The organism is Brevibacillus humidisoli, from assembly GCF_020923435.1.
Classification (GTDB): Bacteria; Bacillota; Bacilli; order Brevibacillales; family Brevibacillaceae; genus Brevibacillus_E; species Brevibacillus_E humidisoli.
Genome location: NZ_CP087263.1, coordinates 3,843,517 through 3,856,497 on the forward strand (window position 1 = coordinate 3,843,517; position 12,981 = coordinate 3,856,497).

At 52.3% G+C, this 12,981-nt stretch carries 11 protein-coding genes and 1 riboswitch; all 11 genes read right to left on the bottom strand.

Annotated features, from left to right (window positions below; all coding sequences use genetic code 11):
- Positions 1–3: 3 nt before the first annotated feature.
- Positions 4–429, bottom strand: coding sequence for a TIGR03826 family flagellar region protein (locus LOK74_RS18800; protein WP_230043525.1), 426 nt, complete (start codon positions 427–429; stop codon positions 4–6).
- A gap of 187 nt (positions 430–616) precedes the next feature.
- A complete protein-coding gene (locus LOK74_RS18805) occupies positions 617–1,342 on the bottom strand; it encodes a ComF family protein (protein ID WP_230043526.1) in 726 nt (241 codons plus the stop codon).
- A gap of 275 nt (positions 1,343–1,617) precedes the next feature.
- The gene (locus LOK74_RS18810; protein WP_230043527.1) at positions 1,618–3,678 is read right to left on the bottom strand and encodes an ATP-dependent helicase ComFA; all 2,061 of its coding nucleotides are present in this window, start codon (positions 3,676–3,678) and stop codon (positions 1,618–1,620) included.
- A 144-nt stretch (positions 3,679–3,822) separates the two neighbouring features.
- Complete coding sequence (locus LOK74_RS18815; RefSeq protein ID WP_230043528.1) at positions 3,823–4,185, bottom strand: glycosyltransferase family protein; 363 nt, start codon at positions 4,183–4,185, stop codon at positions 3,823–3,825.
- A 101-nt stretch (positions 4,186–4,286) separates the two neighbouring features.
- The gene (locus LOK74_RS18820; RefSeq protein ID WP_420908800.1) at positions 4,287–4,913 is read right to left on the bottom strand and encodes a LuxR C-terminal-related transcriptional regulator; all 627 of its coding nucleotides are present in this window, start codon (positions 4,911–4,913) and stop codon (positions 4,287–4,289) included.
- Between the two features lie 106 nt (positions 4,914–5,019).
- The gene (locus LOK74_RS18825; protein WP_230043530.1) at positions 5,020–6,159 is read right to left on the bottom strand and encodes a sensor histidine kinase; all 1,140 of its coding nucleotides are present in this window, start codon (positions 6,157–6,159) and stop codon (positions 5,020–5,022) included.
- A 19-nt stretch (positions 6,160–6,178) separates the two neighbouring features.
- Complete coding sequence (locus LOK74_RS18830; protein ID WP_230043531.1) at positions 6,179–7,189, bottom strand: polysaccharide deacetylase family protein; 1,011 nt, start codon at positions 7,187–7,189, stop codon at positions 6,179–6,181.
- Between the two features lie 202 nt (positions 7,190–7,391).
- A complete protein-coding gene (gene metK / locus LOK74_RS18835; RefSeq protein ID WP_230047061.1) occupies positions 7,392–8,597 on the bottom strand; it encodes a methionine adenosyltransferase in 1,206 nt (401 codons plus the stop codon).
- Between the two features lie 131 nt (positions 8,598–8,728).
- A riboswitch (SAM riboswitch) is annotated at positions 8,729–8,828 on the bottom strand.
- Between the two features lie 50 nt (positions 8,829–8,878).
- Entirely contained in the window at positions 8,879–9,373 is a 495-nt protein-coding gene (locus tag LOK74_RS18840) for a hypothetical protein (protein ID WP_230043532.1), read from the bottom strand.
- An 11-nt stretch (positions 9,374–9,384) separates the two neighbouring features.
- Positions 9,385–11,949, bottom strand: coding sequence for a S8 family peptidase (locus tag LOK74_RS18845; RefSeq protein ID WP_230043533.1), 2,565 nt, complete (start codon positions 11,947–11,949; stop codon positions 9,385–9,387).
- 108 nt (positions 11,950–12,057) lie between these two features.
- Positions 12,058–12,942: a hypothetical protein gene (locus LOK74_RS18850; protein ID WP_230043534.1), complete on the bottom strand. Its 885-nt coding sequence runs from the start codon at positions 12,940–12,942 to the stop codon at positions 12,058–12,060.
- Positions 12,943–12,981 lie beyond the last annotated feature (39 nt).

Below are 12,981 nucleotides of genomic sequence, written 5' to 3' on the forward strand. Positions count from 1 at the left end.
AGCTCAATCATCCGTACCTTTTCTGCTGCGATACCCGATTCCCTTGGCGCGCTGCCTGTCCTCCTCAAGACGCTTCTCCACTTCGAGCTGTTGGTCGATCAGTCGCTTCAAGCTCTTGCCGCACGTCTCGCAAAGGTTTCCTGCCCGAATCATCGTCCCGCAGCTCTCGCACGGGTAACCAAGATTGGGATTGTCCAGAACCGATATCCGGCCCTCCCGAATAAACTTGGTAATCTGTTTGACCGAGACATCAGTGGCGTCACTCAGTTGGTAAATGGTCGCCCCGCGGTTCTCCCGCTTTCTTAAAAATTTCGCGCATCTATCGTATTCCTGTTCAATTTCCTGATAACATTTCGGGCAAACATCCCGAAGTTTTTTTACAAATAACGTATCGCAGCGAGAGCAGTTTGCCAAATTCCCTAAAGACATAGGCGGCACATCCCCTCTGTGGTGAGTTGTTCTCTCTTTTTCGGTTTTATAGTTTTATCATACCGTAAGAGTCAATTGTTGCCTATGAATTTTTTCCGCTATCAAAAGTACCAACACTTTAAGGTTGATCGTAGTAGTACAACTCAGGCTTCGCCCGTGCCAGAGACTTGGCAAAGCCAAGTTCTAATCACCGGCAAACGGTCAGGCTGTGCACTTCGATACCGGCTAGCAGCGGATGAGTTTGAAGGGTACGGGCACAGGAGCGAATCGTGGCCCCGGTCGTATAGATATCATCAATGAGCAGCAGTCGTGGAATGGCTGGCACGCGCCAAGGTGCACCAACAGATCTCGCAGTCCTGCCTGAAGTTCTCGCTAATCGGTTCGCTGCCATCTGTGCTATCGATGGGTCTACTCGAAAGGCATCTATCATGCTCTCCAGTCTCGCCTGTCTGCCCTCCTGTTGGCTTTGCTTGGCCGTTCGCTTCGTCCGCTGCAGCAGCGGCAGGATCAGCATCCCGGTGTGCTGAGCGACTCGGTGAGCCAATAGCTCGGCCTGGTTAAACCCGCGTTCCAGCAGGCGCTGTTCATGGAGAGGCACATAGGAAAGCAGTTGAAACGTTTTCCCGGCGTAACCGAGTTGAAATGATACGATCAGCAACACAGCAAGCAGTTCGGCGATACGTTCATCGCCGCGGTATTTCAATAAGGAGATCATCTCTTTGCTCCAGTTGTCGTAGCGTAGAGTGGAGCGATTCATGACCAGAGGATCCTTGTCTCCCCACCTGATGCAGTCGCCACACAATGCGCCGGTACCATGAGCTGCTCTATGAGCTACTGCTTGTCGCTCCGGTTCCCTATCTTGAGCGTGAACGTACTCCCTGCCGCATCGCTGGCAAATCTCTCCGGTGATCATCGGCAGCCCCGCCATACATGAGGCACACAAAGGCAGCCGATTGAGCAACCCAAACAATTTTGGATACATCTTCGCTGCACAATATGACTTCAGGAGTACCCTGACCGCAGACTCCCGGTCCGTCGGACGAACCATACGGCGGCAGGAGAGGCAGGAGTTATCCATATCGGCGTACTTCACCACACTTTTTCGGATATACGGCACCTGTATTTACGGGCTTTGCACTGCACCTAGGGTGGAAGCCTATGATTGTCATTCGTCTACCGCCTCCCTGATCAGTCCACATCCGGCCTAGTCACTTCTGCCGCCAACCGATTCATGGCCCGGATCTGTTTGACGGCAGCGTAGGGGGCGCTGCTGCGCCGGTTGAGCAAAAACAGCGCCGTACCGTCTGGATCGTCTGCCGAACGACCGACCCGTCCGGCAATCTGAACAAGTGAGGCCTCATCAAACACTGGATCATCCGCCTCGAGGACGATCACATCACTGCGCGGAATGGTGACTCCTCGCTCTAATATCGTTGTGGTAACCAACAACCGTAATGAACGCTCCCGAAAGCGGTTCACCTTCTGTTCCCGTTCCGGATCTGCAGCTGATACAGCCTCCATGCAAACCGCATGGTCGGGAAGCAGCCTGCGCAGGTAGGCCAGTATCCTCGCTGTCTGTGCGACGCGGGGAACGAATACAAAAACCTGCCGCTGTTCTTGAATCGACCGTATGATCGTTTCCGCCAACAGAGGGATGGTCTGGCCTCTCTGCAACTTCCCGCTTAGTCCGGAAATCAGTACATTTTGCGGGACTGGCAACGGGTGCCCGTGATAACGCAGCGGCACCATCACGTGCGTAGCAGAAGACAGCGGAAACCTCGTCCTCCATAAGCTGGTAAGCTGTCGTACGCAATGCCCCCATCGCTCACGCAAGCTTCTGGGCGGTGGCCCGAAGCGTACCAGCCTGTCACGCAGGCTTTGCGGCGGGGTTGCGGTCAGGTAGAGCAGCTTCCCCTCGCTGCCAACTGCTCGCTGAACAGCTCGGTGCAGCATCGGATCACCGTGGAAGGGAAACGCGTCTACTTCATCGACGATCACCAACTCAAACCGCTGGTAAAAGCGGAGTACCTGATGTGTGGTGGAGAGGGTAAGCTCCGCGTCACTCCACTTTTGCTCACTGCCTCCATATATTGCTGCCACCTCTACCGACGGAAAAACGGACCGCAGACGGGGAGCAAGCTCCAGCACTACGTCCTTGCGGGGAGTGGCAATTAATACACGCCCTCCATTCTGCAGAGTTTCATCAATAGCTGGGAAGATCAACTCGGTTTTACCAGCGCCACAAACAGCCCAAATCAAAAACGCCGGGCAGGATGAAGAGCTTCCATCGCCTGGGCGTTTTAACTCGCCAACTACAAAACGGCGTGCCTGCTCGGCTGCTCGCTCCTGTAGTGGAGAATAGCTGCCGCTCCACTGGAGGCGGGACACAGAGGGAAGCTGTGTCATCATTCGTACCTGTTCAGCCTGAATATACGGTGTACAGCATTTGCTCCTCCCCATCTGCAAACAGGATAAACAATAAGCACAACCTTGCCGACAAGTGTGACAAACGGTAATGCGGACTGAACCATCCGTCTCATCGGCACCACAACGCTGGCAGATAAGACGCAATCTATTTCTCCACCAGCTGCGCTTCCATTCCGTCCGAATCCCCGCAAGCAGAGCAGCCCGCCTCTGCAACACCAGCCATTGGATCGGAACCATCAGTGGAACGGAGAAAGCATAGCCACTCATATGAAGCAGCAGCTTAATCTCCTCCATCAGCAGCGCTCGCCCACCTATCTGCAGCAGCAACTGTTCGGCCCACTCCTCCATCTGAATCGCCGATATCGACTTGAAGTCTGACAGTGCCTCAGGTAAGCATACTTCCTCCTTTTCTGCTTGCGATCGGGTTGAGTCCGAATCCGCTTCTTCTTCAGTGAGTGAAGTTTCAAAGGAATAAGGCACGTAAGACCAATCATCCGTCTCAACGAATTCACCGTCTCCAAACTTGGCTGCTTGTTGTTGGGCTTTTTGCCTATATGCTTGGTTCAATTCCCGCACGTAAGCGAACACTCTCTTCCGGATCTGTTCAATCGGCAAAGAAGACGAACCGAGCGCCAGCATCCGCCCAATCTCCTCACGCAAGGCGAAGGCGAGGGCCAGTGATCTGCTCTTGCCAACGATCTGCAGATGCCCCCCGTTCCGCTCCTGCCAGTAGATCCTGTCTACCTGAAAGCAAGGCGTCACATAGGCATCCCAGCACCGATTCTCGCTGCCCTTTTTTACATACAGCAGGTACTCGTGCATGCTCTCGCTCCCCTGTCATTATCCTTACTATCACTTTGGAAAAAGACAGGGGAGTATGCAAGAAAATATAGCCCTCCAATCAAAAAAGGATGCTTCCAAACCATGTTCACCAGGTTTGGAAGCATCCCGTTGATCTGGATGCGTTTATTGATGTGTCGGCATTCTCAAATCGACACAAACCATCTTCTCACGATCGCACCAATCGGGAGCATTGCTCAATACCTCATCTCTTCGCCGCAATATCGCTGCGATTTTGGCGGTATCGTCCGTTGAACCATAATCAACAAACGAGATGCGAATCGGTTCCCCGCGAACCACAGACGAATACAATAAACGGCGCACAACGCCCTCCAGTAAATCTTCAGAATTATATAACAAAACTTGGTAGTGGATGAATGGCATATCATCGCAAACTGTCTTGCGAAGCCACCACCGTTCCAGTAAGGTCACCAAGAGAGAGGAGCAGCCATACACCGCCATCAACCAAACCAGCAAGTTATCCCACACGGTCATCCCCTCCTATAGCAGGGTATGCCGCATAGCTTGGTCGGGGTGCGTACCCCTCCCGCCAACTACCAGTTTTGTTGACAACAGCTACAGAAGCCTGATTACGACAGCTTCACCCAACCATTTTTGATCGAAATGACCACAGCCTGCGTACGGTCCTGTACGTCCAACTTTTGCAAAATACTGCTGACGTGGTTTTTAACCGTCTTTTCACTGATAAAGAGTGATTCCCCGATGACCCGATTGCTTTTTCCTTCGGCCATCAGTTGGAGTACCTCACGTTCGCGCCTGGTTAGCGATTCGATTACTTTGTTGTTGTGGGTACTTGCGCCATCGTAATAATGAGGTCGATCCTGTTGCTCTTCCTGCTCTGACAGCCGACGGAATTCGTCGATCAGCTTTCCGGTTACTTTCGGGTGTATGTAGGCTCCGCCATTGGCCACCACCCGCACTGCTTCCACCAGATCATCCGCTTCCATTTCTTTCAGTAAGTATCCTGATGCTCCGGATCGAAGTGTCCGATAGACGTATCCCTCATCATCATGGATCGACAGGATGATGATCCGTGACTGCGGACTTGCTTCGATCACACTCTCGGTGGCAGACACTCCATTCACGTTCGGCATATTGATATCCATCAAAATCACGTCAGGATTGTGCTGCTCCGCCAATCGGAGCGCATCGCTGCCATCTGCCCCTTCCCCAACTACCTTCAAGTCTGCTTCCATTTCCAGGATCCGCTTGATTCCCTCACGGAACAATTTATGATCATCTATTAAAACGATGCTGATGCCTTCACGATTCTCCAACACACCTCTACCTCCTCGCACATGCTTAGTCGCCTTTTAACGGTATTTGAAAAAACACTTTTGCTCCCTGCTGCGGAGCAGACGTAATTTCCATTTTTCCTTGCAGGAGCTGGGTTCGCTCTCTCATGCCGAGGATTCCAAATGAATGTCCACTGCGCTGTATCTTTTCAACGGAAAATCCGACGCCATCGTCTTTTACCACGAGATACAGCATCTCTGGCTGGAATTCCAGCTTCACTTGGACAAACCTGGCTCGCGCATGCTTCGCCACATTGGTCAGGCACTCCTGTACAAGCCGGAACATACCGGCCTTAAAGGAGCTTTCCAGCGACTGCTCTTTGCCGAATACAGTCAGCTCAATATGCAGTTCCGTCCGCTCTTCAAACGTCTGGATATACTTCTGCAATGTCGGGACCAGCCCCAGGTCGTCTAACGCCATCGGACGCAGATCGAAGATGATCCGCCGTACGTCAGCCAAACTGAGCCGGACCATCTCCTTCAACCCCTGAAGTTCCTGCAGCGCTTCTCCCACCTGCTGGTTTTTCAACATCTTTTCGGCAAGATCGGCACGCAACACGACATTGGCCATCGACTGTGCGGGACCATCGTGGATTTCGCGAGCAACCCGCTTTCGCTCCTCTTCCTGGGCCTGAATAATTTTGAGCCCCATCATTTGATGCTGTTTCGCCGTAGCGAGCATTTCTTCCACCTGTCCAAGATCCCCCATCAGATAGCTGAGCACAATGCCCATCTGTGACATCAGGTTTTCCGCCTTTTCAATCGTCTGCCCTAGGTTGCGGAGCCGTCTCTCCAGATCGTCGCGACGTTTTCTCAGGTTGGTTTCCTTCTCACGCGCGAGCAGCAGATCAATCTGGACATCGTGGGCAGTTTCGTAAGCAACCCGGATATCGTCCTCCGTGTAGCTGTTAAAGTCTCTGCTGACCATCATCAAACTGGAGCGTGCCTGACGATATTTAAGGTCGAGTTCGTCTACCTGACTGATCACTTCCCCTATGGTATCCCGCACTTCCTGTAATTCCTGCTGGATGTTTTGATATTCATGCCTGGCGGTTTCCGCGATTTCAAAAATTTGCTCCTTGCTGGATTCGACAGCTTTTATCGTCTTTTTAATGACTCCGTCCAGCACACTCACGTCTATGCCCATCGTTTGGGTACTCCTCTCATCACTTCATCCTAACCGACTGGAATAACTGCCTCAGCCGGTTCTCGTCAAAATCCTGCAATCCCACATCATATCGAGGGATTTCGATCGGATTCACATCTTCTGCAACGAGTCCTGGAAGAGAAGTGAAAATGTGGCGATAGCCTGCTTGTCTGGCCGTCTCCAAAACGGTGTCGTTAAAGTATCCATAAGGAAGGGAGATGCTTGTCACTTGATGCCCGATCAGATCTTTTAGAGCAGCTCGCGACATCTTAAAGTCGACAAACAACCGATCCCGGTACTCTTCCTCCTTTTCAACTCGATGCAGATCCTCGAGATAGACAGGAGAAGTCCTGGGCCCCAGTTCTCCCCATTCGCTTGCAATCTCCATCGCGTGCAGGCTGTAGGTGTGTGACCCTAGTTCAACTAGCCCGCTGCCCGTCATTTCGGCAATCTGCGAGTGGGATAGCGGGGAAATCATGTTTTCCCGCTTTCTCCCCTGAACATCCCGCAGGTTTCCGGCGATCACAAAGTTGACTGATGGATAACCGTACTTTTCCAACACAGGAAATGCTTCTTTGTAATAACTTTCATACCCATCATCAAAGGTAATCAAAACCGCGTTTTTCGTGAGCAAGACTCCGGTGTCGACAAACCGCAGAAACTCTCCCAGCGAGATAGGCCGCAAGTCGTTCTCATGCAAAAAAGCCATATGAGAAGCGAATTGTTCGGGACGAATGACGTACCGGGTCTGCGGGTTGTCAGCAATATGATGGTACATCAGGACGACTACTTGATCGCGGTACCATGTCTGCTCTTGGAGCGGCTTAGGTGTAGGCACATCCGTCGATGGAAGCGGTGCTTCTATCGTTGAATCGTTCTGCCTATGATCTTTAGACGTGGGAGATGGGGGAAAATGTTGCATATTGTCAACATCTTTCGCCATTTTCGTATTTGTTAACAAAAATAACCCTACCATTACCAACGTAATGACCGCAGTCATTACGATCAAGTAAGGGAATCGTCTGAACACGAAGCTTCCTCCTTCTCACTGGCCTGTTCGCATTGAAGATGGAGCCGCCAGAGGAATGCCTGTAGGGTACGATTTGATTCCTCCTAATCATTCGACATAGGTAATAAGAATCCTTTATACACTAAGATCCAACAGAGGAAAGGCGAACCACAAAAAGCGCCCGGCTGATCAGCCAAGCGCTTTTGTGACATGGATTACGCTCTTATTTTGTCAACTGGGCAGCATCCTGTTTGAGCGCTTCCGCCTTGTCTGTTTGTTCCCAAGGAACCTGTAGGTCGTTACGGCCAAAGTGCCCATATGCTGCAGTCTGCTTGTAGATCGGACGGCGCAGGTCCAACTGCTTGATGATCCCGGCAGGACGCAGGTCAAAGTGCTTTCGAACCAGGGCAACCAAGTCCGATTCAGACACCGTTCCTGTGCCAAACGTATCGATCGCAATCGAAACTGGCTGTGCCACCCCGATCGCATAAGCGACCTGTACCTCACATTTTTCAGCAAGGCCGGCAGCAACAATGTTTTTCGCTACATAGCGGGCAGCATACGCACCGGAGCGATCCACCTTGGTCGGATCTTTCCCCGAGAAAGCACCTCCGCCGTGTCGGGCATAGCCACCGTATGTATCGACAATGATCTTGCGGCCGGTCAATCCAGCATCTCCCTGCGGCCCGCCGATGACAAAGCGGCCGGTCGGATTGATAAAGTACTTCGTTTGCTCATCCAGGAATTCGGCTGGCACCACTGGCTTAATCACGTGCTCCATCAGATCAGCCTTGATTTGTTCCAGGGTGGTCTCTGGTGCATGTTGGGTGGAGATGACAATCGTATCGATGCGAACCGGCTTGTCACCATCGTACTCTACGGTTACTTGTGTTTTGCCGTCAGGACGCAGGTAGGCAAGGGTTCCGTTCTTCCGCACTTCAGTGAGTCGACGGGCCAGTTGGTGGGCCATACTGATCGGAAGCGGCATCAATTCAGGTGTCTCATTGCAGGCAAAGCCAAACATCAGACCTTGATCGCCGGCACCAATCGCTTCAATCTCTTCATCTGTCATACTTCCTTCGCGTGCTTCCAATGCCTTGTCCACGCCGAGCGCAATATCTGCCGACTGCTCACCAATCGCTGTAATGACGCCGCACGTATCGGCATCGAAACCAAACTTGGCACGGTCATATCCAATCTCCCGGATCGTGTCACGAACCAACCTTTGGATGTCGACATAGGTATTGGTGGTAATCTCTCCTGCTACCAACACCAGCCCGGTTGTGACCGACGTTTCGCACGCCACCCGTGCATTGGGATCTTTCGACAAAATCTCGTCCAGGACCGCGTCAGAAATCTGGTCGCAGATTTTATCAGGGTGCCCTTCTGTAACAGACTCTGATGTAAAGAGACGACGACCTTTTTGCAGTGCCATAATCCAACCTCCTTTTGAACTTTTATACGAATAGTGTGGCTAGCCGAATCGGGTTTCTCTCACGTCCAAAAAATAAACCTTTTCCATCTTTTTGAGGAAAAGGTACTTTGTATGCGTTCCCTAACCTCTTATCGGCCAGAATGGCAACCATTCTGCTGGTTAGCACCGTACGAGACGGTTGCCGGGCTTCATCGGGCCAGTCCCTCCGCCTGCTCTGGATAAGAGTATCCATTACGGGTAATAGAATAACCGTTTTTTCCAGTTGTGTCAATGGACTACTGGCTGCGCGATTCGTATTTTCCGCGAACAATCACGTAGGCTGTCCCATCGTAATCAGGTGCCAAGCGAAGTCCACGGGAATCGGAACGAGGGATCAACAGCAGATGATTTAACCCGACTGGATCGCCCCCCTGCAGATCGACACCAGCCGTAAGATCGGTCAAACCATCTCCATTCTGACCAGGCACGGCGATTACTTGGCCTGTGCGGACAATAAATTCCGTGCCCTCAAAACCGTACAACGTCTCTCCCGGCGTCAGTTCCTCTACGACCAGACTGCTTCCTTGCGGCTCAGACTGCTGTTGCGAGGGTGCTTGTCCCCCGCCGAGCGCTTGTTGAATCTTCTCATCGACATAACTTTTCGTCACGACCGGATCATCCGCCGAGCCGGGAATACCGGCCGAACCGGCATAATCAGCCCACGCTTGCCCGGCAAAAATCAAGACGCCTACTGCGGCAAGAGCGACAATTCCCTTGATGTTCTTCTTCATCTCTTCTCCTCCTACAGGTTAAAGGCTTTGGTCAACAGGACGACCACCTCGACGCGGCGAGTTTTGGCCTGTGGTTGGAACGTCCGGTAGCTAATCCCTCTCACATATCCCAGGCTGGTGAGCGACTCGATTGCTGGTGACGCCCAGTAATCGACCGAAACATCTCGGTACGAACTTCGGCTGCGCTTGTAGGTGTACAACCCCTTGGCGCGCGCTACCATGACCGCCATCTCTGACCGGGTAACTGGCTGGTTGGGGCGAATCGTACGATCAGGGTATCCTGCCAAAATACCGAGGCTGTACGCTTTGATAATATTTTCGTGAGCCCAGTGTGCCCGGTTAATATCCCGGAAAGGATTTCTCACATTGACATTCCCCGTGTACAGCCCCTTCTCCGACATGGTACGGATCAGCATTGTGGCAAATTCTGCGCGCGTCACCGTCTGATTGGGCCGGAACGTAGAATCCTCAAATCCACGGACGATGCCCCGCTTGGACAGTCGGGCAATCTCAGCGCGAGCCCAGTGGTTGCTGATATCCCGATAACCATCAATCAGCCTCTCGCGAGTAATGGTGAGTCGGTAGGCGTCATACCGGAAGGGTACCATACTGTTCAGTCGAACATAATAGGTCCCGGGAGTTAATTTATATGCATAGATGTAGCTGCCTGCTCTCGATAGTTCTGCCACATTGGTAGCCGAAGCGAGTAGATAGTTGCGTGTCGGTCCTGCCTTGTAAAGCGAGAAATGGACGCCTGAGCGCACCGGGATGTATGGGGCGCGAATGGTCGCATACGTGTCTTCGGAGATGACAAACTGGAACCAGTCATAATCATGCTCTGTAGCCAGCGTTCCGGTCATCAGCATGCTGTTCCCCAGGTTGGTGGCGCGGTTGTAGGTATCGTTTGGCTCATTCTCATCCTGTCGCTCTGGTGTATATATGACCTCCAACTGGTATTCGCCGTTTACTTGATTTCCCCAGTAGTCGGTTAGTCTGACGTAGTATTTTCCTGTGGTGACATCCAGGTTGGCTTGCTCGATATTGGGAACAGAGCTGTTGTTGTCAATCTCAACACCTCTTTCCTTCTCTTTGGCGATGAACAGGACAGGATCAATCCGGTATGTATCCGATGTAACGGTCACACCTAGCTTGCCCGGACCACGCACGTAATACGAAAACCAATCGACATCTCCCGCACGGTGAAAATTGCCCAATATGCTGACGCGATTCCCTGGCGGCAGTGGTCGCGCCGCATCCAGTTGGTCATTGTTCTCATAACGGTCAGCTGCAATCTGAAAGCGGCTGGTCAGCAAGTAGGATAGGGAACCGGCCCCTCCGCCCCGCTCTACTTTTATATACACTCTCCCCTGTTCAACCGGAACATGCAAGGTGTGCCCCGAACTTGGATAGTAGGAGGTAGTCTGATCTCCATTGTAAAAGGTAATGGCAAGCGGCGCGACGGAATAGGATGATACCCAGACGGATGCGGACAGCTTACCGTCATAAGGTATATCGGTGTAGTACCAGTCAACGGTATCGGCGTGATCCAACGAACCGCGGACCTGCGACTCAATGGGAAATGCTGCTGCGGCTGGCCTGCTGTTGTTGGGCTCGTTAATGTCGGCCGGCAGCCCTCTGCGAACTGCGGCATCCACATTCAACAAACCGTAGCCTGTTTGTCTGTCCCATCCCTTGCTCCCCAGATCTGTAGCCGTGTGATAAAGCAGCTGACGCACTTCCAATGGTGTCAGGTGGGGGTGACGGCTCAAGATCATCGCCGCTGCTGCAGCAACCTGAGGAGCAGCTGCAGATGTGCCTTTAAATGACCAGTAGCCACCGCCCCGCTGGGTGGTGTAGATGCTCCAACCAGGAGCAACCAGGTTCAGTTCTGGTCCGGTATTGGACTGATAAATCACTTGGTTTTTTTCATTGACTGCTCCTACGGCTATGACTGTCGGGTAGCCGGCCGGATAGGTGACTCGACTGGATTCGTTTCCCGCGGCAGCAACGAGCACCACCCCACGCTCCTCGGCTCGCTTCACCGCCTGCTCCAACTGTGCAGAATGCTGTATACTGCTGACAGACATCAGAATCACTTTGGCACCTAGGTCCACTGCTGTATTAATTCCATGAGCCAGGTTCTCAACTAGCGCTTCTCCGCGGTGATCCAATACCTTGATCGGAATGATGCGGGCGTCCCACATGACACCGCTGCCACCGGCTCCGTTATTTCCTTTGGCCGCCAGGATCCCGGCAACGGCTGTTCCGTGACCGTTATCGTCTTCAGGCGGGCGCGACGGTGAGAGCAGATTGATGCCGGGCAGCAGATTGTCTTTCAGATCCGGGTGATTGCGGTCCACACCAGAATCAAGTACGGCGATCTTAATTGCCGTATTACCTCTGACAAGGCTCCACGCCCTATCGGCTTTTATCTGCTTCAAGTGAGGCTGGCTGCGATAGTATGGATCGTTGGGGGATTCGGCCCATACCCGATTTGCAGTGGGCCAACCGGTAACCATCAGGACAAATACGATACACCCCAGCAGCCATTTCCTCAGTGATAGGTGCCTCTCCATCTAAACCGCGTCCCCTCTTCCTTTCTTGTCACAACTTTATCAAAAGTTGGAAGCAAAAGAGGTGCCTTTTTGCGCACAGCTGTTTGCAGCCTCGCGCAAAAAACGTTGTCAATCTAGTTTCTGCTGTTTCCGGGACCATTCTTCCACTTTTTCCTTGATGTTGTTGGAATGGTGGTCGGTCGGATCCTCCAGATCCTCTCCGGTTAGCTTCTCGATTGCGTCGGAAATGCTCTCTTTGGCCTCTTCATCATAATCTCTGTAATCTTCCAAATCATCCTCATCGGAACTTTGCAGCCAATCTTCAAGTGATTCGAGCGCCTTCTCTTTTTTCTCGACAGCCTCTTCTAGCTCATCAATTACGTCTTCCATTTTCCGCTCGTATCTGCCTGATATTTGATCACCCAACTCCTCGGCCAATGCTTCCATCCTGTCTTCGAGAACCTGAAACGGAACGGTACGATAGGCCAACTTTTGCCTCAGCATGGAGAGATTCGGGTTGCGATTGAAGTTCAGTTTGGAATAGACGGCGTTTTCCCAATCGCCTGACGTATCAAGAAGTGCTTTGGCGAGCGTGGCGATATTGATCACGTCCTGCCGCATCATGCCGGAGTGGTAGTCGTCCGCTTCATACGGGATGCCGGACATGAAGCCCAGCGCAACCTCTCTTTCGCTCGGGGAGGGTGACTGATCTGTTGCAGAAGGATTGGTTCCCTGATTGGCAGCCGTTCCACCAAAAAAGAGATAAGCCTGATATGTTTCAGGGTCATATACATAAGCGAGTTTGTTTTCTTCCCTAAGCGCATTGACCGGTATGTACAAGTTCCCGTCGATCAACAACCCCTTATCCTCTACAGGCGTGCGATCGACAATCACTTTTACCTTGTCGTATTCGCCCAATTGACCAAAGGGGCTTGCCCCGGCAGCAAGGACCGTTGCAGCCAGACTTCCTGTCAGCACACTAGCCAGGCATGCCAGCATTACTTGTTTTTTCACCGTTCGTGTCGCTCCTTTGTCGTTTGGTAATACCCCTAG

Coding starts and splice junctions, on each gene's coding strand:
- LOK74_RS18800 (WP_230043525.1), bottom strand. CDS start 429: ATGTCTTTAGGGAATTTGGCAAACTGCTCTCGCTGCGATACGTTATTT.
- LOK74_RS18805 (WP_230043526.1), bottom strand. CDS start 1,342: ATGATCACCGGAGAGATTTGCCAGCGATGCGGCAGGGAGTACGTTCAC.
- LOK74_RS18810 (WP_230043527.1), bottom strand. CDS start 3,678: ATGCACGAGTACCTGCTGTATGTAAAAAAGGGCAGCGAGAATCGGTGC.
- LOK74_RS18820 (WP_420908800.1), bottom strand. CDS start 4,913: ATGGAAGCAGACTTGAAGGTAGTTGGGGAAGGGGCAGATGGCAGCGAT.
- LOK74_RS18825 (WP_230043530.1), bottom strand. CDS start 6,159: ATGGGCATAGACGTGAGTGTGCTGGACGGAGTCATTAAAAAGACGATA.
- LOK74_RS18840 (WP_230043532.1), bottom strand. CDS start 9,373: ATGAAGAAGAACATCAAGGGAATTGTCGCTCTTGCCGCAGTAGGCGTC.
- LOK74_RS18845 (WP_230043533.1), bottom strand. CDS start 11,949: ATGGAGAGGCACCTATCACTGAGGAAATGGCTGCTGGGGTGTATCGTA.